General features: G+C 72.7%; 16 protein-coding genes. 11 read left to right on the top strand and 5 right to left on the bottom strand.

Translation table 11 applies throughout. From position 1 onward, the window contains the following. Positions 1-51: 51 nt before the first annotated feature. Positions 52-1,356, bottom strand: coding sequence for a septation protein SepH (sepH, locus tag A6A08_RS16815; protein ID WP_073703527.1), 1,305 nt, complete (start codon positions 1,354-1,356; stop codon positions 52-54). Between the two features lie 598 nt (positions 1,357-1,954). Between sepH and A6A08_RS16810 the strand changes: the two genes are divergently transcribed. Further along, positions 1,955-2,971, top strand: a complete 1,017-nt coding sequence (locus tag A6A08_RS16810; protein ID WP_073703526.1) for a hypothetical protein — start codon at positions 1,955-1,957, stop codon at positions 2,969-2,971. 96 nt (positions 2,972-3,067) lie between these two features. Here the strand turns inward: A6A08_RS16810 and A6A08_RS16805 are convergent, their stop codons facing one another. Further along, the gene (locus tag A6A08_RS16805; protein ID WP_073703525.1) at positions 3,068-4,366 is read right to left on the bottom strand and encodes a D-arabinono-1,4-lactone oxidase; all 1,299 of its coding nucleotides are present in this window, start codon (positions 4,364-4,366) and stop codon (positions 3,068-3,070) included. A gap of 148 nt (positions 4,367-4,514) precedes the next feature. Here A6A08_RS16805 and A6A08_RS16800 point away from each other — a divergent pair, with 148 nt between their 5' ends. The 3 genes from A6A08_RS16800 (at position 4,515) to A6A08_RS16790 (ending at position 8,753) form a co-directional block, all read left to right on the top strand. After that, on the top strand, positions 4,515-5,534 hold the full coding sequence (locus A6A08_RS16800; protein ID WP_073703524.1) for a ferrochelatase: 1,020 nt from the start codon (positions 4,515-4,517) through the stop codon (positions 5,532-5,534). Between the two features lie 271 nt (positions 5,535-5,805). Continuing rightward, the gene (locus tag A6A08_RS16795; protein WP_073703523.1) at positions 5,806-7,839 is read left to right on the top strand and encodes a S9 family peptidase; all 2,034 of its coding nucleotides are present in this window, start codon (positions 5,806-5,808) and stop codon (positions 7,837-7,839) included. A gap of 101 nt (positions 7,840-7,940) precedes the next feature. Further along, positions 7,941-8,753, top strand: coding sequence for an inositol monophosphatase family protein (locus tag A6A08_RS16790; protein WP_073703577.1), 813 nt, complete (start codon positions 7,941-7,943; stop codon positions 8,751-8,753). 97 nt (positions 8,754-8,850) lie between these two features. Here the strand turns inward: A6A08_RS16790 and A6A08_RS28270 are convergent, their stop codons facing one another. Next, the gene (locus A6A08_RS28270) at positions 8,851-9,015 is read right to left on the bottom strand and encodes a hypothetical protein (RefSeq protein ID WP_199866956.1); all 165 of its coding nucleotides are present in this window, start codon (positions 9,013-9,015) and stop codon (positions 8,851-8,853) included. Between the two features lie 679 nt (positions 9,016-9,694). Between A6A08_RS28270 and A6A08_RS16785 the strand changes: the two genes are divergently transcribed. From A6A08_RS16785 to A6A08_RS16775, 3 genes are all read left to right on the top strand, one after another. Beyond that, positions 9,695-10,348, top strand: coding sequence for a response regulator transcription factor (locus A6A08_RS16785; protein ID WP_073703522.1), 654 nt, complete (start codon positions 9,695-9,697; stop codon positions 10,346-10,348). Continuing rightward, positions 10,345-11,568 (top strand): cell wall metabolism sensor histidine kinase WalK, encoded by a 1,224-nt coding sequence (locus A6A08_RS16780; protein WP_073703521.1) that lies wholly within the window; start codon positions 10,345-10,347, stop codon positions 11,566-11,568. The genes A6A08_RS16785 and A6A08_RS16780 overlap by 4 nt, the downstream gene beginning before the upstream one ends. Before the next feature lie 474 nt (positions 11,569-12,042). Continuing rightward, entirely contained in the window at positions 12,043-12,339 is a 297-nt protein-coding gene (locus A6A08_RS16775) for a DUF4193 domain-containing protein (RefSeq protein ID WP_073703520.1), read from the top strand. Positions 12,340-12,550: 211 nt separating this feature from the next. On the opposite strand, the gene A6A08_RS16770 is transcribed toward A6A08_RS16775, so the two are convergent. After that, positions 12,551-12,829: a DUF4235 domain-containing protein gene (locus A6A08_RS16770; protein WP_073703576.1), complete on the bottom strand. Its 279-nt coding sequence runs from the start codon at positions 12,827-12,829 to the stop codon at positions 12,551-12,553. A 206-nt stretch (positions 12,830-13,035) separates the two neighbouring features. Between A6A08_RS16770 and valS the strand changes: the two genes are divergently transcribed. The 4 genes from valS to A6A08_RS16750 all read left to right on the top strand — a co-directional run bounded on the left by valS (position 13,036) and on the right by A6A08_RS16750 (position 17,932). Further along, positions 13,036-15,612 carry a valine--tRNA ligase gene (gene valS / locus A6A08_RS16765; RefSeq protein ID WP_073703519.1) on the top strand — a complete coding sequence of 859 codons (2,577 nt, stop codon included), beginning with the start codon at positions 13,036-13,038 and terminating at the stop codon, positions 15,610-15,612. Between the two features lie 133 nt (positions 15,613-15,745). Beyond that, positions 15,746-16,222 (top strand): dUTP diphosphatase, encoded by a 477-nt coding sequence (dut, locus tag A6A08_RS16760; protein WP_073703518.1) that lies wholly within the window; start codon positions 15,746-15,748, stop codon positions 16,220-16,222. A gap of 57 nt (positions 16,223-16,279) precedes the next feature. Further along, positions 16,280-17,134 (top strand): DUF3710 domain-containing protein, encoded by an 855-nt coding sequence (locus A6A08_RS16755; RefSeq protein WP_073703517.1) that lies wholly within the window; start codon positions 16,280-16,282, stop codon positions 17,132-17,134. Positions 17,135-17,191: 57 nt separating this feature from the next. Continuing rightward, the gene (locus A6A08_RS16750) at positions 17,192-17,932 is read left to right on the top strand and encodes a PIG-L deacetylase family protein (protein ID WP_073703516.1); all 741 of its coding nucleotides are present in this window, start codon (positions 17,192-17,194) and stop codon (positions 17,930-17,932) included. 44 nt (positions 17,933-17,976) lie between these two features. Here A6A08_RS16750 and A6A08_RS16745 read toward each other — a convergent pair whose 3' ends face one another. Next, positions 17,977-19,080 (bottom strand): serpin family protein, encoded by a 1,104-nt coding sequence (locus A6A08_RS16745; RefSeq protein ID WP_073703515.1) that lies wholly within the window; start codon positions 19,078-19,080, stop codon positions 17,977-17,979. Positions 19,081-19,342 lie beyond the last annotated feature (262 nt).

Genomic DNA, 19,342 nt, shown 5'->3' with positions numbered 1-19,342 from the left:
CAACTTCCGGGGAGCAGTGCACGGGGTGCGGGCCGCCCCTCCTCGCGGGGCCTACTCGTCCTTCTTGGAGCCGAACATGATCTCGTCCCACGAGGGCACCGAGGCGCGGCGGCCACGGCCCTTGCGCTTGGGCACGGAGGGCTCGGGGCCCCCGTTGGCGGCGGCCGGGACCGCGGCCGCGGGCGGCTGCTCGGCGGCGCGGCGCGGAGTACCGGTGTCGTTGAGGTCGATGGTGGCCCGGCGGCGGCGGGGCGCCGGGCGCGGCTGGGCCGGGCCCTCGGCGGCCGGCGGGGCCGCCTCGGGCTCCGCGGGCCGGGCGGGACGGGTCTCCGGCGGCCAGTCCGGCGCGGCGCGGCGCTCGGGGCGGCGGGGCCGCTCCACGGGTTCGGTGCGGGCACCGGCCGCGGGATGCCGCTCGGGCTCGGGGCGCCGACGGCGCTGGTCCACGGGTTCCACCCGGGGCTCCGGCCGCTCGGCGGGCCGCTCCACGCGCCACTCCCTCTCGTGGGGGCGGCGCTCGGGGGCCAGGTCCTCGTCGCGTTCGGCGGAGCGGTACTCGGCGGGGGCCGGGCGGGCCTCGTCGAACCGGTCGCTCTCGGTGCGGGCCGTCGGCGCGGGGCGCAGCGGCTCGTCGGGGGAGGCCTCGGAGGGGCGGCGGCGGGGAGCGGCGTGGTCGGGGCGGCGCTCGGCGGCCGACTGCGCGTCGAGGCGGGGCAGGTCGGTGGTGGCCTCGGCGCGGCGCGGGGCGAAGGGCGTCACGTTCGCGCCGGGGGAGGGGGCGGGCTCGGACGAGGAGAACAGCGCGGCCTCCTCGTCGGCCGGGGTCACGCTGTTGTGCCTGGGCTCGTAGAGCCAGTGGGCGACGCGCTCCTCGCCGCCGTGCATGAAGACGAGCTTGAGCTGCCACGAGCGGTCCTCGCGCTTCCACGAGTCCCACATCGCGTCACCGGTCTCCAGTTGGTGCGCACCGATCCGCTTGGTGACCAGTTCCTCCAGGGAGGGCCCGGGAGCGGCGTCGCCCGGTGCGCGCACGCTGGCGCGCTGGGCCTGCTGGGCGATGTACTCGCGTTCCTGGAGGACGGGGCCCTCGAACCAGCGGACCCGCTCGATCGGTATACCGGAGATCTCGGAGATGGCCTCCGCGGTCTCGCCGGACCGGATGCGGGCCTGGATTTCCTTGGGGCGCAACGGATTCTCCACTTCGATCTCGTACTGGCCGAGCCGGGAGAACTGGCCGCGTACTGCGGCTCGGAGGCGGTCGTCGACGGGCAGCATGAAGCGGGTTCCACGGCCGGCGCTGGCGAGCACCAGGTAGGTGCCGTCCTCGCTCACGGCCACGAGGCGAAGCTCGTGCATCGCCCTCCCTTTCGCGTCCCGTCGAGGGCAGGTCCCGCGACCAACCCCCGCGTTCTCCAAGTCTGGTCGGCCGACAACTGTTCGGCCAGTACCGCGCCCGGCATGTCCGAACTGTGTGCCCGCCTCCCGATCCGCGGCGCGTGCCGCGGTGGGAGATGCCCCGGGTGCCCCCGGAGCCCTCACGGTCGCTTCTCCGCCAATCTTGACACGCCGACCCTTCGGCGACCGGGAGCGATCGCGGGGGAATGTCGCCGATTCCACGCGAAGGCTCCGCCGCGATGGTATCCCGCGTACCTCGAATCACCCCAGGTCTGGGAAAAACTCAGATCTCGGGCCGTACTCCGAGGAGGGGCGTCCTCCGGTTCGCAACTCGACACGCCGACGCGAGTCGGAGAGTGATGCTTCTTCGTTGGTGGCGTTATCGGAAAGTTGTCGCCCTTAACCTTGGTTATCCGCTCATGAGCGAAATGTGACGCTTGGGGCCTGTGGGGCTGTCTGCCCCACCACACGCCCATTCCGCTCTCGCCGGTTCCTGTCGCGCTCGTGCGCGCCCGAAGCAGCCGCGCCCGTGTGCGCCAGAAGGAAGGGGGACGACCGGATGGGTCGGACCGGACACCACGACGACCATGAGGAGGGGGAGGAGGGACACGGCGGGAAGCGGATCGACCTGAGCGCGGCCCAGGTCGCCGGAGCCGCCGGTGCGACACTGGCCGCGGCCACCGCCGCCTCCTACCTGAACGTGTACGGCACCGTCATCGGTGCCGCCGGCATGGCCGCGCTCAGCACCCTCGTCAGCCCGCTGCTGCAGCACTGGTTCTCGCGCAGCGGTGAGCAGGCCCGACAGCTGGCCGGAAGGGCCAGGGCCGTCGGCCGCACCGGGGCGCCGGTCCCCAACGCGCCGGGGGCTCCGGTCGCTCCGGTCCCCGAGGAAATCTCCGAGACCGGACTGCTGTGTGAGGTCGCCGAGACCGATGTCCCCAGCGAGAGTCCCGGCGCCACGCGTGCCATGTCCCCGCCCCCACTGGAGGGGGCCGCGGGCACGCACGCCGACGTTCCCGGTGCCACCGCGTACCCGCCCGTGTCCGACCCGGACCAGGACGGCACCGGCGACGGGCCGCGGGCCCGGGGGAGGGGCGGACGGCGGCGCGGATGGCGTTCCATGGCGGTCCCGGCCGTCGTGGTGTTCGTCCTGGCCATGCTGGTGATCCTGGCCTTCGAGCTGTTCACCGGGCGCTCGCTGACCTCCTGGACCCGGGGCGCGGACGAGGCCACCGCACCCACCCTGTTCGGAGGCACCACCTCCGCGCCCCCGGCCGAGGAGAGTGGGTCCGAGGGCCCCGACACCACCGGTGAGGCCACCGAGGGCCCCGCCCCGCGGGGGGAGGACGACGCCTCCGGCGCCCCCGAGGCCCCCGGTACCACCCAGCCGACCGAACCCGCACCCGAGACCGGGGCGCCCGGGAACGGCGGTCCCGAGGGGACCCCCGCGCCCACCGGTCCGCCCGTCGAGGAACCCGAGGACCCCGTCGAACAGGCCCCCGATCCCGGAGCCGGCGAGCAGGGCGGGGAGGAGGCCGTTCCGGCGCCCGAGCCCCTCGCCCCTCCGGAGGGGTGATCCCGCCTCCTCCCCCGTGAGGGAGGGCCGCGCACCGGCCCCGCCCGCCCGCTCCTTCGCGATGGCCGGGGCCGGTCGGGTGCGGGCGCCGGCCGTTCAGTCCAGGACGCGCTCCAGGTAGGCGTTGGCGAACCTGCGACCGGGGTCGACGCGTTTCCGCACCGCCAGGGCCTCCCCGAGCCTCGGGTAGACCCTCTCCAGGTAGGAGCGGTCGCGGGTGTGCATCTTGCCCCAGTGCGGGCGCCCGCCCACGGAGGCGAACACCGCCTCCACGTCGGCGAAGTAGGCCTCGTACGGGGTCCCCTTGTACATGTGCACCGCCACGTAGGCGGTGTCGCGGCCGTAGGCGGTGGACAGCCACACGTCGTCGGCCGGGGCGAAGCGCACCTCCACCGGAAAGCTCACCCGGTGCCCGCCCCGGTCCACGAGGGACCGCACCTCGCGAAGGACGTCGACCAGGTGCTCGGCGGGGATCGCGTACTCCATCTCCACGAACCGCACGTCGCGCACCGAGGCGAAGACCTTGTACGAGGCGTCGGTGTACTCGCGCGCCGACAGGGCCCGCGAGCTGATCCGGTTCACCGCGGGCACCGCGCCCGGGAAGCGCCGGCACACCCGGTTGACCCCCTCGAAGAGCGTGTTGGACAGGAACTCGTCGTCCAGCCACGCGCGGAAGGGTGACAGCGGCCGGGCCGGACCCGCGCTGATGTTGTTGCGCTTGGTGTTGGTGTTGCCGGTGTGCGGAAACCAGAAGAACTCGAAGTGGTCGTTGTCCGCACGCAGCCCGGGCAGGCGCTCCAGCACCTCCTCCAACCGCATCGGCTCCTCCCGCGCGTGCAGCCGGAACGCCGGGCGCACCGCCATGGTCAGCGCGGTGACCACGCCGAACGCGCCCAGGCCCACCCTCGCCGCGTGGAAGAGGTCCGGTTCGTGCTCCGCCGAGCACTCGACCACCGAGCCGTCGGCGAGCACCATCTCCATGCCGACCACCTGGGAGGCCAGCCCGCCCGCGTCCCTGCCGGTGCCGTGGGTGCCCGTCTGCACCGCGCCCGCCATGGTCTGCACGGCGATGTCGCCCATGTTGGCCAGGGCCACACCGTGTCCGGCCAGCACGTCGTTGAAGTCGCACAGGGGAAGGCCCGCCTCGACCGTCGCGGTGCCCTGCGACGGGTCGACCGAGCGCACCCGCGTCAGGGAGGCGGGGGACAGGAGCAGGCCGTCGGTGACGGCCACGTCGGTGAAGGAGTGCCCCGTGCCGACCATGCGGACCCGCAGGTCCTCGCCGGCGGCGGAGGAGACCGCGGCGGCGACCTCCGCCGTGCTCCCCGGGGCCGCCGTGCGCCTGGGACGGGCCTGGTGGGTGTCCGCCCATGTGTGCCACAACACATCTGTCATGCCGCGACATTACCGACCAGTCACTTGTGGGGCCAGAGGCCCGGGGCCGACGGGTACGCGACCAAGGCGGGGGAAGAGGGCAAGACCACAGGACACGGACATGGGAGGCCGCGCGGGCGGGTGCGGGCGAGCTGGTTTCATAAGGCGTATGAGCTACTACGACGCGTTTTTGCTGATCTCCTTCGGCGGTCCGGAGGGCGAGGACGAGGTCATCCCGTTCCTGGAGAACGTCACCCGCGGACGCAACATCCCCCGGGAGCGGCTCGCCGAGGTCGGCGAGCACTACTTCCTCTTCGGCGGGGTGAGCCCGATCAACCAGCAGTGCCGGGACCTGCTCGCCGCGGTCACCGCCGACTTCGCCGCCAACGGGATCGACCTGCCGATCTACTGGGGCAACCGGTTCTGGGCCCCGATGCTCACCGACACCCTCGCCCGGATGAAGGAGGACGGCGTGCGCCGGGTACTGGCGCTGCCCACCTCCGCGTACTGCAACTGGTCCAGCCGCACCGCCTACGAGGAGGACATCGCCCGCGCCCGCGCGGCGCTGGGAGAGGACGCCCCCGAGGTGGACCTCGTCCGGCCCTTCTACGACCACCCCGGGTTCGTCGAGCCGCTGGTCGAGCACACCCGCGCCGCCCTGGACGCCCTGCCCGCGCAGCAGCGCGAGGGCGCGCGCCTGCTCTTCTCCGCGCACTCCATCCCCACCTCGATGGCCGAGGCCAGCGGCGGCCCCGGCCACGCCTTCGGGCCGGAGGGCGCCTACGGTGCCCAACTGGCGGAGGTGGCGCGCCTGGTGGTGGAGCGGCTCGACGGCGACCACCCCCATGAGGTCGTCTACCAGAGCCGCAGCGGCCCGCCCAGCCAGCCCTGGCTGGAGCCCGACGTCAACGACCGGATGGAGGAGCTGGCCGCCGAGGGCGTGCCCGCCGTGGTCGTGGTCCCGCACGGCTTCGTCTCCGACCACATGGAGGTCAGGTTCGACCTCGACGTGGAGGCCCGCGAGACCGCCAAGAAGCTCGGCATCGGCTACGAGCGCGCGCTCAGCCCCGGCACGCACCCCGCGTTCGTGTCCATGGTGACCGACCTGGTCCGCGAGTACACGGAGCGTTCGGAGCCGCGGCGCCTGAGCTCCCTCGCCCGCTGCACCGACTGCTCCTGCCCGGCCTGAGGCGGCGGCCGCGGCCCGGGGCGTCCACAACCGGGGAGGGGTCTTTGCGTCCCGGCGCGCGAGGGCCCACCCTGGAGACCGGGGGAGGGACCTCGCGGCCTCGCGGCCCGGGGTGCTTCACGGGGTGAGACGGGGCACATCCGGCCGACGTGTGGGAAGCTGGGTAAACACTGCTGACACCATCCTGGGGCGAACGGGAGGCCGATCGCCCCGAGGCCCCCGCCCGATCGTGTCCGCCCAGATCACAAGTCGACGTTCAGGAGTATGTGTCTTGGTTCGTTCCTGGTATGAACTGCCGGAGTACGTCCGACTCCGCCGTGTCAACGGGCTGCACCTCTCACCGGACGGAACCCGTCTGGTCGCGCCCGTCAGCGGCATCGCCCCCGACTCCAAGTCCTTCCGCAGCGCCCTGTGGGAGATCGACGTCACCCCCGAGTCCGAGGGCGGGCGCGCCCCCAGGCGCCTCACCCGCTCCGCCAGGGGCGAGAGCGGCGTCGGCTTCCTCCCCGACGGGTCGGTCCTGTTCCTGACAGGCCGCCCCGACCCCGAGACCAAGGACGAGGACAAGGCGGGAGCCTCCCTGTGGCTGCTGCCCGCCGAAGGCGAGGCCCGCCAGGTCGCCTCCCGCCCCGGGGGCATCGGCTCCTTCACCGTCGCCCGCGACTCCGGGCTGGTCGCCCTCACCTCCGACACCCTTCCGCGCAGCGCGGACGAGGAGGCCGACAAGGAGGCCCGCAAGGCCCGCGAGGAGGCCGGGGTCACCGCCATCCTCCACGAGCAGCTGCCCGTCCGCTCCTGGGACAGCGACGTCGGTCCCGACCACCCCCGCTACCTCGTCGCCCGGCCCCCGGCCGACGACGACTCCCGACTCGGCGACCTCCGGGACCTGACCCCCGACGCCGGGACGGCCCTGCTGGGCTCCGGCGGCGCGCTCACCCCCGACGGCTCCCTGCTGGTCACCGAGTGGCAGGTGCCCGTCGGCCGGGGCGCCCGGCGCTCCGACATCGTCGCCATCGACACCTCCACCGGCGAGCGCCGCACCCTGGCCACCGATCCCGACCACGACTTCGGCGGGCCGCTCGTCTCCCCGGACGGCCGCCACGTCCTGCTCGCGCGCAGCTTCGACGGCGACTACGACGGCGAGCCCCGCGACATGACCGTCTGGCTCGTCGACCTGGCCACCGGCCAGGGCCGCGACCTGCTCCCCGACCACGAGCTGTGGCCGCGCGACCTCGCCTGGGCCGCCGACTCCGGAGCGGTGTTCGTCGTCGCCGACGAGAACGGACGCCGCCCCGTCTTCCGGATCGACCTGGCCGACGGCGCGGTCACCCGCATCACCGGCGACCACGGCGCCTACAGCAACCTCAACCCGTCTCCCGACGGACGGTACGTGTACGCGCTGCGCGACGCCTGGGACGCCCCGCCCGCGCCCGTGCGCCTGGCCGCCGGCACCGCCGACGGCCGGCCCGAGTACCTGAGCACGCCCGGGTCCGAGCTGACCATGCCCGGCACCCTCACCGAGATCGAGACCACCGCCGACGACGGCACCCGCATCCGCTCCTGGCTGGTGCTGCCCGAGGAGGCCTCGGCCGAGTCCCCCTCCCCGCTCATGCTCTGGGTCCACGGCGGCCCCTACATGAGCTTCAACGGCTGGTCCTGGCGCTGGAACCCGTGGCTGCTCGCCGCGCGCGGCTACGCCGTCCTGCTGCCCGACCCCGCCCTGTCCACCGGCTACGGGCAGGACATGCTCCGCCGCGCGTGGGGGCAGTGGGGACCGCGCACCTTCGCCGACGTCATGGCCATCACCGACGCGGCCGAGGCGCGCGAGGACATCGACGCCGAGCGCACCGCCATGATGGGCGGCTCCTTCGGCGGCTACATGGCCAACTGGATCGCCGGGCACACCGACCGGTTCCGGGCCATCGTCTCCCACGCCTCCCTGTGGGGCCTGGACGGCTTCAGCGGCACCACCGACCACCCGCCGGTGTGGGAGCAGGAGTTCGGCACCCCGCTGGACCGCCCCGAGCGCTACACCCTGAACTCGCCGCACCTGCACGCGGACCGCATCCGCACCCCGATGCTCGTCATCCACGGGGACAAGGACTACCGGGTGCCCATCTCCGAGGGCCTGCGCCTGTGGCGCGACCTGCTGCTGCACGAGGTGGACGCCAAGTTCCTGTACTTCCCCGACGAGAACCACTGGATCCTCACCCCCGGCAACGCCCGGATCTGGTACGAGACGGTCTTCGCCTTCCTCGACCACCACGTGCACGGCAAGGAGTGGAGCAGGCCCGAACTGCTCTGAGCCGCCCGTGAACCGGTCGGGTGCCGCCGCGGCGCCCGACCGGACCCGCGTGCGGGGGAGGGTCCCGCATGACACCGCGCCACGACAGGGAGGACATCCACGTGAGTACCACCGACGCCGCATCCGACCGGGAGAGCCTGCGCGACCTCGCCGTGAGAGTGGCGGCGGAGGCGGGGGAACTCGCCAGGGAGGGACAGGCGGGCATCACCGTGCTCGACACCAAGTCCAGCCCCACCGACGTCGTCACCAAGATGGACCGGGCCACCGAGGACCTCATCCGGGCCCGCCTGCTCGCCGAACGCCCCGACGACGCCGTCCTGGGCGAGGAGGGCGGTGACGAGGGCGGCACCAGCGGGGTGCGCTGGGTCGTCGACCCCATCGACGGCACCGTCAACTACCTGTACGGCCACCACGACTGGGCCGTGTCCATCGCCGCCGAGGTCGACGGTGTGGCCGTGGCCGCCGCGGTGAACGTCCCCCGGCGCGACGAGATGTACGAGGCGGTGCTCGGCGCGGGCGCACGCCTCAACGGCCGCACCCTCCAGGCCCCGCCCGCGGTGCCGCTGGAGCAGGCCCTGGTCGCCACCGGCTTCGGGTACCGCCCCGAGCGCCGGACCCAGCAGGCCAGGGTCCTGCTGGAGGTGATCGCGCACATCCGCGACATCCGACGCGGCGGATCGGCGGCCGTGGACCTGACCGGGTTGGCCGCGGGACGGTTCAACGCCTACTACGAGCGCGGGCTCCACGCCTGGGACTGGGCCGCTCCCGGCCTGGTCGCCAGTGAGGCGGGCCTGCGCGTGGGAGGACTGCACGGGGGGCCTCCCGGCGAGGACCTGGTCATCGCCGGACGGCCCGAGCTCTACGAGGCCCTGCAGGACCTCCTGGCGCCGCTGGGGGCCGACACCGACGGCTGAGGCGCCGCACGGCACGCACGGACTCCGTGCGGCGCTCGTGTCCGGACACACGGAAAGGGCGCGGTGGGAGCCATGTCCCACCGCGCCCTCCGATCAGCTAGGCGCAGGTGTCGACGCCGTTGCGAGCCGCGATGCGGTAAAGGTCCTCCAGCTCCGACGCATGCGTGTCGGCGAGGAAGTCGTCTCCGGCGGCCTGAGCAGCATGGAACGACCGGTAGGTCTCGTTGATACGGACCTTGATCTCCGCGAGGAACTCGCCCATTGCACCTCTTCCAGGGGTAGGCACCGGGGCACGGCCGTGCCCCGGTGCGGAATCCGTCCGCGCACGCCGCAGCGTCCGCATGGTCGAAGTAGTCACGTCCCTGTGACATGCGTGCGCGTCGCGGTCCGGCCCGGGGCCGGTGTCCACGCGCGCATCTCCTACCTGTACCGCACCGCGATTCGCGCCAAACCCCCACCCCCCTACGAGATTCTTCCGTGACCTCCTCCGTGCCCGGTGCCGGCTTTCGCGGACCGGGCGGGAGGGGCCCGCCGCGAGGCGGGCGCGGGGGCGCACGCGCCGGCCGAGCGGGTCGGGCCGGGAGCGGGCGTCCAAGCGCCGGGCAAGGGTGTCCCACGACACATTTGCCAGGGAGGGCTTGTGCTTACTTGTTTCTTATTCTTGATGTGTCAGATTTGAGATGTGCGGGGTTAAGTCGCTGCCGGCGGTTGGGGGATTCGCCGGCAGCGACTCCCCGCGCCCAGGGGAGCAGCAAAGCTCCCGGTTCGGCGCCCGTGTCCGCACGGGGCGAGGAGAACGGCGGGTTTTACCGCCTCCTTACCCCGGTTGTGAGACAACGGATGACGCGGCCGGGACCAAGAACGCCGCTGCCGGTGTGTTGGGGGATGCGCCGGCAGCGGCCCCCCTCTCCCCTCCCGCACCAACGCTTGAGAAGGACAACGTGCGCGTACTCGTGGTCGAAGACGAACGGGTCCTGGCCGACGCGGTGGCGGTCGGATTGCGGCGCGAGGCGATGGCCGTGGACGTGGTCTACGACGGGGACACCGCTCTGGAGCACACCGCGGTCAACGACTACGACGTGATCGTGCTCGACCGCGACCTGCCCGGCGTCCACGGCGACGAGGTCGCCCGGACCCTCGTCCAGGAGAGCTACAACGGCCGCATCCTGATGCTCACCGCCTCCGACGGCGTCCAGGACAAGGTCGAGGGGCTGACCATCGGCGCCGACGACTACCTGGCCAAGCCCTTCGCCTTCGCCGAGCTCATCGCCCGGGTGCACGCCCTGGGCCGCCGCGCGGTGCCGCCGCTGCCCCCCGTCCTGGAGCGCCACGGCATCACCCTGGACCCGGCCAACCACCGCGTGCACCGCGACGGCCGCGAGATCTCCCTCACGCCGAAGGAGTTCGCCGTCCTGCAGGTGCTCATGCGGGCCCGGGGAACGGTGGTCAGCGCCGAGGGGCTGCTGGAGAAGGCCTGGGACGAGAACGCCGACCCCTTCACCAACGTCGTCCGCGTCACCGTCATGACCCTGCGCAAGAAGCTCGGCGACCCTCCCGTCATCCAGACCATCCCCGGTGCGGGGTACCGGCTGTGAGACCGGCGGACCGCTCCGAACCGGGACAGGCGGAACCCGCCCGGCCCGGTGACACCGGTACGTGGCGGCGCCTGAACGCCGCCGTGCCCGAGGGCGGGGAGCGCTCGGCCGCGGCCGAGCGGGTGCACCGCTTCACCGACAACCTCAGCCTGCGAGCGCGGCTCACCCTCATCTACGGGATGCTCTTCTTCGCGGCGGGATCGGTACTGGTCCTGGTCAACTACCTGATCGTCGCGGTGCTGCTCAACGCGCTCCTGGACGAGGACACCGCCTCGGAGCTGATCACCCACCGCTACCTCATCGACGAGGTCCTCACCCACGTCACCAGGTTCTCCCTGCTCGCCTTGTTCCTGGTGGGCCTGCTCGCGGTCGCCCTGGGATACGCGGTGGCCGGAAGGGCGCTCTCCCCGCTGAAGAAGATCACCCGCATCGCCCGGCGCCTGTCGGAACGCTCCCTGCACGAGCGCATCGCCCTGTCGGGGCCCGACGACGAGATCCGTGAGCTCGCCGACACCTTCGACGGCATGCTGGAGCGCCTGGACCGCGCCTTCGACGGCCAGCGCCGCTTCGTGGCCAACGCCTCACACGAGCTGCGCACGCCCCTGGCGATCAACCGGACCCTGCTGGAGGTGGCGCTCAGCGCCCCCGACGTCTCCTCCGACCTCAAGAGCGTCGGACAGACCCTGCTGGAGACCAACGCGCGCCACGAGCGCCTCATCGACGGCCTGCTCTTCCTCGCCAGGAGCGACCGCGAACTGGAGGTCCGGGCCAGGGTCGACCTGGGCGAGGTCGCCGGGACGGTGCTCAGCCAGCTGGAGGGCGAGCTGTCCGGTTCCGGCCTGAACCTGCGCCAGGACCTGCGCCCCGCCCCCGTGGTCGGCGACCCCGTCCTGCTGGAGCGGCTCGTGGGCAACCTCGTGGAGAACGCCCTCAAGTACAACGTCCCGGACGGCGAGATCACCGTGCGCAGCGGCATGTACGAGGGCATGCCCGCGGTCCAGGTGGAGAACTCCGGCAAGGTCATCCCGGCCTACGAGATCGAGGGGCTCTTCGAACCGTTCCGCAGGGGCTCCAGCGACAGGGTGGGCTCGGGCCGCAGCGCCGGCCTGGGGCTGTCCATCGTGCGGTCGGTGGTGCGCGCGCACGAGGGCGTGGTGACCGCGTGGCCGCGTTCGGGGGGCGGTCTCGTCGTCACCGTCTGCCTTCCGGTCCCCGAGTAGTCCAGCAGAATAGCCCCTCACCGGCCCGGGCTGCGCCCCGCCGCGCTTCGTGGTATCTATACGTGTCCGAAGACACGCCCACCCGTGGCACGGGGGCCGAACTCGGGTGTGTATGCTTCCCCGGGCGTGGACACGGAGAGAATGCCTCCTGACGTGGGCATGTCTTGGTTTTTGCCTACTTATGGGAAGCACTCTGCGTTTTGTCCGGGATGGGCGAAAAAGAGTCTTCCAGGTCTACGAGGCGTCCGGCGTTGGGTAGTACACAGGGGACCGATCCTTGGGACGGTGGCCGCGTGTGGCCGCCTCCGGTCACGGGCCCGTGAAAGTACTGCTGACCTGTGGACAGTGGCCCGGGAGGGGGCATGGTCCGCCGACATCGGGAAAACTCATCGGCCGAATCGGGCACAACGAAGGTCTCTCAAGCGTTACACCCGCGCGACGAGGCACTGAACGAGGGGGATGGAGTTAGCAGAGATGGCCACCGACTACGACAGCCCGCGCAAGACTGAAGAGGACATCAACGAGGACAGCCTCCAGGAGCTGCAGGCGCGGCGTGTGGACAAGGGCACCGGCACGATCGACGTCGACCCCGACGAGGTCGCCGAGGGCCTGGAGCTGCCCGGTGCCGACCTGTCGGGCGAGGAACTCGCGGTGCGCGTACTCCCGCGCCAGGCCGACGAGTTCACCTGCTCGCGCTGCTTCCTGGTGCACCACCGCAGCCAGCTCGCCGAGCAGCGCGCCGGCCAGCTGGTCTGCAAGGAGTGCGCCTGAGCGGACGGGACGGCCCCTGAACCGTCCCGTCCCGACGGCTCTCGCCCGCGCGGGCGGACACCACCGCGTACTCGCGCGTCCGCGGACGCGCCGAGCACCCCCGCCCGCGGGCTCCCCACCCGGGAGCGCCGCGGAAACGACGGCGGACGGCCGACCACACCCCGGTGCGGTCGGCCGCCCGCCGTCGTCATGGGCGCGGTGCGGCCCGGTGTCAGACGTCCAGCTCCTCGGGGCCGGCGCCGAGCAGCTTCGCGCGGGTGGCGCGTACGGCAAGCACCCGGGCCACCTCCGTGCTGACACCGGCCATCACGGCCCAGCTCAGCGCGCGGCCGAGGCTGATGTCGGGGGAGTCCACGTCCGTGGGCGGCTCCTCGCCCGTCACACGCGCCCAGGTAAAGTTCAGCGCCTTGCGCATGGCGTACTGCGCCGCGATCCCGGCCACGAGACCAGCGAGGGCCGGGCCGATGTCACCGCCGTCCTTCTTAGCCATCGAATCCTTCACCGTTTCCGTTGGATGTACGAGGATGCGCGCCCGGCGCACACCCTCCTGCACGTACGGGGAGATACTGTCATGCCCGCTCCCCGGATGCGGGGGCCAACCCCGCACGCCAGCGCGCCGGGGCCGGGCGTCCGGTCCCTCGGGTGAGGGCCCGGAACGCGGAGCGATCACGGCCCGGAGCGCACTACCATTGCCCCATGACCAACCGCTCTCATTCCTTCCGCATGCCCGACAAGCCTTCGCTGGACGGTATCGAGGCGAAGTGGGTCGACGTATGGGATGAGTCCGGCGTCTACCACTTCGACCGCACCCGCAGCCGCGAGGACGTCTACTCCATCGACACCCCGCCGCCCACGGTCTCGGGTTCGCTGCACATCGGCCACGTGTTCTCCTACACGCACACCGACACCGTCGCGCGCTTCCAGCGCATGAACGGCAAGGCCGTCTTCTACCCCATGGGCTGGGACGACAACGGCCTGCCCACCGAGCGCCGCGTCCAGAACTACTACGGCGTGCGCTGCGACCCCTCGGTCCCCTACGACCCGGACTTCCAGCCGCCCGCCAAGCCCGACCCCAAGCGGCAGATCCCCGTCTCCCGGCGCAACTTCATCGAGCTGTGCGACACGCTCACCGCCGAGGACGAGAAGGTCTTCGAGTCCATCTGGCGCCGTCTGGGCCTGAGCGTGGACTGGCGCCACACCTACGCCACCATCGACGGCAACTCCCGTGCCGCCGCACAGCGCGCCTTCCTGCGCAACCTGGCGCGCGGCGAGGCCTACATGTCCGAGGCCCCCACCCTGTGGGACGTCACCTTCCGCACCGCCGTCGCCCAGGCCGAGCTGGAGGACCGCGAGCGCCCCAGCGCCTACCACAAGGTCGCCTTCCACAAGCCCGACGGCGCCCCGGTCCACATCGAGACCACCCGCCCCGAGCTGCTGGCCGCCTGCGTCGCCCTGGTCGCCCACCCCGACGACGAGCGCTACCAGGACCTGTTCGGCACGACCGTGCGCACACCGGTCTTCGGTGTCGAGGTCCCGGTCAGGGCGCACCGCCTCGCCGACCCCGAGAAGGGGTCGGGCATCGCCATGATCTGCACCTTCGGCGACACCACGGACGTCACCTGGTGGCGCGAGCTCCAGCTGGAGACCCGGCCCATCATCGGCTGGGACGGACGCATCATCGCCGACCCGCCCAAGGGGCTGGAGAGCGGGCCCGGCCGCGAGGCCTACGACACGCTCGTCGGCGCCACCGTCCACACCGCGCGCGAGCGCACCGTCGCCCTGCTGCGCGAGAGCGGCGACCTGGTGGGCGAGCCCACGCCGATCACCCACCCGGTGAAGTTCTACGAGAAGGGCGACAAGCCCCTGGAGATCGTCACCACCCGCCAGTGGTACATCCGCAACGGCGGACGGGACGAGGGCCTGCGCCAGCGGCTCCTCCAGCGCGGCCGCGAGCTCACCTGGCACCCCGAGCACATGCGCGCCCGCTACGAGAACTGGGTCGAGGGACTGAACGGCGACTGGCTGATCAGCCGCCAGCGCTTCTTCGGCGTCCCCTTCCCCGTCTGGTATCCGCTGGACGCCGACGGCAACCCGCGCTACGACGAGCCGATCCTGCCGACCGAGGACCAGCTGCCCGTCGACCCCAGCTCGCAGGCGCCCGAGGGCTACACCGAGGACCAGCGCGGTCAGGCGAACGGGTTCATGGGCGACCCCGACGTCATGGACACCTGGGCGACTTCCTCGCTGTCCCCGCAGATCGCCTCCGGCTGGGAGCGCGACCCGGACCTGTACGCCCGGGTCTTCCCCATGGACTACCGGCCGCAGGGCCAGGACATCATCCGCACCTGGCTGTTCTCCACCGTGGTCCGTGCCCACTTCGAGAACGGCACCCTGCCCTGGAGCACCACCGGCATCTCCGGCTGGATCCTGGACCCGGACCGCAAGAAGATGTCCAAGTCCAAGGGCAACGTCGTCACCCCGCTGGCGCTGCTGGAGAAGTACAGCTCCGACGCGGTCCGGTACTGGGCGGCCAGCGGGCGGCTGGGCACCGACACCGCCATGGACGAGGGTCAGATGAAGGTCGGCCGCAGGCTGTCCATCAAGATCCTCAACGCCAGCAAGTTCGTCATGTCCGTGGCCGGCGAGGGTACGACGGCCGACCCCGCGCGGGTCACCCAGCCGCTGGACCGGGCGATGCTGGCCGCGCTGGCCGACGTCGTGGAGGACGCCACCGCCGCCTTCCACGCCTACGACCACACCCGGGCCCTGGAGCGCACCGAGCGCTTCTTCTGGGACTTCTGCGACGACTACCTGGAGCTGGTCAAGGCCCGCGCCTACGACGCCGACTCCACCGAGGGCGCCTCCGCCCGCGCCGCGCTGCTCATCGCCCTGGGCGCCCTGCACAAGCTCTTCGCGCCCTTCGTGCCCTTCGTGGCCGAGGAGGTCTGGAGCTGGTGGCAGGAGGGCTCGGTCCACGCCCAGCGCTGGCCCGGGACCGCCGAGTACCGCACCGCGGCCGCCGACGGCGACCCGGCGGTCCTGACCGCGACCGCCGAGGTGCTGCGCGCCGTGCGCAAGGCCAAGTCCGAGGCCAAGCTGTCCATGCGGGCCGAGGTCGAGCACGTCAGGGTGTCGGGCAAGCAGGTCGACGCCGCCCGTGCCGCCGCCGGTGACATCGCCGCCGCGGGCCGTACCTCCGGGATCGACTTCCAGGCCACCGACGACGCCGAGCTCACCGTCGAGGTGACCCTGCCCGAGCCCGTCGAGGAGTAGCCGGGGCCGGAGCCCGGAAGCAGGCGAAGCGAACACGCGGGGCGGTGCCGGAGGGATCCGGCGCCGCCCCGCCTCGCGATCCGGCGGCGCTGGACACCGGTCCAGCGCCCGGGGAGCGATAGGCTCGGCCAATGTGAGTACCACATCCCTGGAAGGCGGACGGATCCCTGTCACGGTCCACCGCCTGGACCCCGGCCTCCCCCTGCCCGCCTACGCCCACTCCGGCGACGCGGGAGCGGACCTGTACACCGCCGTCGACGCCGTACTGGACCCCGGTGAGCGGGCCACGCTCCCCACCGGCCTGGCGATCGCCCTCCCCGAGGGGTACGCGGCCTTCGTGCACCCGCGCTCGGGCCTGGCCGCACGCTGCGGGCTCACGATCGTCAACGCGCCGGGCACGGTCGACGCCGGGTACCGGGGCGAGATCCGGGTGACCCTGCTCAACACCGACAGGGACACCCCCGTGAAACTGTCCCGGGGCGACCGGATCGCACAGCTGGTCATCCAGCGCGTCGAACACGCGGTGTTCGTCGAGGCGGCCTCCCTGCCGGAGTCGTCCCGGGGAACGGGCGGTTTCGGTTCGACCGGGGGCCACGCCGCACAGAGGTGACGGCGCCCGAATCCCCGGTGCCATCCCGGGACCAACGTAAAGCGAAGAGGTGAAGGCGTGTTCGGACGCCGCCGCAAGAAGCGGGACGCGAAGACCGAGAGCACGGGGACGGAGGCCGCGCCCAGACGCGAGGGCGCCGCCGGAGCGGTCTCCTTCGGCAACGAGATCGAGCCGGAGGGCCCCGCGGAGCAGCCGACCAAGGAGGCCGACCGCCACCGCGCCACCGGGCCGTGGGACTCCGCGGAGGAGGTCCCCGAGGCCAGGCGGATGGATCTGGGCAGCATGCTCGTGCCCATGGCGCAGGGCACCGAGATCCAGGTCAACGTCGCCCAGGACGCGCAGCGCAAGCAGAAGGTCATCGGCGTGACCCTGACGCGCGACAAGAGCGCGCTGCAGGTGCAGCCCTTCGCCGCGCCCAAGTCCTCCGGCCTGTGGGACGAGATGCGCGAGGAGCTGCGCGAGCAGGTCGTCAAGCAGGGCGGCAAGGTCGAGGACCACGACGGCACCTTCGGCCCCGAGCTCCGGGCCCTGGTACCGGTCAAGGGCCGCAAGACCGAGGACGGCAAGCAGCTCGCCCAGCGGGTGCGGTTCATCGGCGTCGACGGCCCGCGCTGGGTGCTGCGCGGTGTGATCCGCGGCGAGGGCGCCTCCAAGCCCGAGGCGATGTCCGAGATCGAGCAGCTCTTCGCCGACATCGTGGTGGTGCGCGGCCACCAGCCGGTGCCCCCGAACGAGCTGCTGCCCATCACCGTGCCCAAGCAGGTCCAGGAGCAGATGGCCCAGGCGGCCAAGGCGCGCGCCGCCCAGCAGGCGGCCCAGCGCGGCAACGCGGGCCGCTCACCCAACGGGGCCGCACCCGGCGGCCAGGCCGACCGGGCCGGTGAGACCCCGAACGGTTCCGGGCCGTCCTGACCGCCGCCCCGCCGAGAACGCGCCGGGGGCACGCGTCCTTTCCGTAGTCTGTGCCCCATGACACAGACGACGGAGAACAGCGTGCCCCGGCCGCTCCCCGAGGACTGGGAGCGCGCCCTGGCGGTGGTGGCCCACCCCGACGACCTGGAGTTCGGCAGTTCCTCAGCGATCGCCCGGTGGACCGGCCAGGGCAAGGACGTGGTGGAGCTGCTGGTCACCAAGGGCGAGGCGGGCATCGACGGTATGGCCCCCGAGGAGTGCGCGCCGCTGCGCATGGCCGAGCAGCGCGCGTCGGCCGCGGCCGTGGGCGCCGGCACCGTCGAGTTCCTGGACTTTCCCGACGGCACCCTGGAGTACGGGCTGCCGCTGCGCGCCGCGCTCGCCGCCGCGATCCGGCGCCACCGGCCCGAGGTGGTCGTCTCCATCAACTTCCGCGACCACTTCCCGGGCGGGGGCGGGTTCAACCACGCCGACCACCGGGTGCTCGGCCCGGCCCTGCTGGACGCGGTCCGCGACGCCGCCAACCGGTGGGTGTTCCGCGAGCAGCTGGAGGAGGGCCTGCGGCCGTGGTCGGGCGTGCGCTTCGTGGCCTTCGGCGCCTCGCCCCTGGCCACCCACTACGTCGAGCTGGGCGAGGACGACCTGGCCGCGGGCGTGGCCTCGCTGGACGCCCACGAGGTCTACCTGGCCAACCTGTCCGGGTTCGACCAGAAGGCCTTCCTGCCCCAGGCCGCGGCCCGGGCCGGGGAGTGGGCCGGTGTCCCCCTCGCCACCGCCTTCGAGGTGTTCGAGGTCTGAAGGTCCCGAAGGAGGGCGGGGAGGAGGGGCCGGGGCGGCCGGCCTCAGGAGGCCGGGCCCGGATCCACCGGGTCGGTGACGCGGCCCAGGAACAGGACCGCCTCGCGGCGGCGCAGCACGAACACGAACGGCCGGTCCACCGTGAACCGGACCGGCCTGGAGGGTGTGACCGCCGCCCTGAGCATCATCACGGCGGTGGCGGCGGCGCCCTCGGCACCCTTCTCGTCCACCCTCAGCACCGACTGGTGCAGGATCTCGTCGGCCCTGAGCGGCTCCGGGCTGATCCCGTCGAAGCGGGCCCCGTCCGTGGCCAGCTCGCGCACGCCCACGGCCGCCAGCGGTCCGAGCAGGGAGGTGTCGGTCTCCACCCGAAAACGCGGCAGGGCCAGGTCGACCTGCTGGGAGGAGCGCCCGCGGTACAGGTCCGCGAGCACCTCGGCGGACACCGGCGCGGGATCGGTGGTCCGCTCGTCGGGTAGCAGCACGTCCAGGACCAGCTCGTGGTCGCCCTCCAGGCTCACCATGCTCCATCCCCCCGCACGCGCGTGGGGCAGGCGGGCCGACCGGTGCATGGTGGGCACCCTCCGCTTCCCGGACGGGGCGTGGAAGGGCCTGGCGCGGGTCCGCGCGGGGTCGAAGGGGTCGGGCCAGATCACCTTCACCCACAGCGCGTTGACCAGCAGCAGCCGCAGGTCGGGGCGGACGCCGCCCGGCGGGAGCAGCTCCCTGACCAGGCCGCGGGTCACGTCCGCGACCTCGCCGTTGATCCGTGAGCGCACCCCCTCGGCGTCGTGCTCGAAGTCGGCGCGTCCCACCTCGGCGCCGGCGCGTGCGCGGACCCGCGCCTCGAAGTCCGGCAGGAGCTCCAGGTCGGCGGGCACGTACAGACCGTTCAGGGTGGCCAGGTCGGGAGCGGAACCGGTGTCCACGGCCGCGTCCAGGGCCTCCAGCTGCCCCTTGGTGTCCGGGCCCAGCAGTGCCTCCAGCTCGGCCCGGGTACGGCCCGCGGCCCCGGCGGCCAGCAGCCCCAGCACCGTGCCCACCGAGTGGGGCGACCACACGTGCGACCCGCCGGACCGGACCAGGACCCGGTCCAGGGCGGCGGCGAACTCCAGGTGGTCCCGTCTCGGGGACGTGCTCGGCTGCATGGGATCCCTCGTTCGCTCTCGGCTCCGGCGGCTCTGGCCGCCAGCGTACGGAGTCGGCCGGGCGACCGCCAGGGCCGCCGGTCCGACCGGTCCGGCGGGAGCTCGGGGGACCGCGGACGGCCGAGTGCTCCGACGGAGGGATCCCGCCCGAACGCGACCGCCGTGGGCGCAGCGCAGGCGCTCGGACACGTTCCGTGACACGAAAGCGGTGACAGGTCGCATAGTCTGGGGCATCATGGCGGGCGGACCCGCGCGGGAGGCC

It is taken from the genome of Nocardiopsis sp. TSRI0078, from assembly GCF_001905145.1.
Classification (GTDB): Bacteria; Actinomycetota; Actinomycetes; order Streptosporangiales; family Streptosporangiaceae; genus Nocardiopsis.
This window is presented reverse-complemented; position numbering and strand designations above follow the sequence as displayed.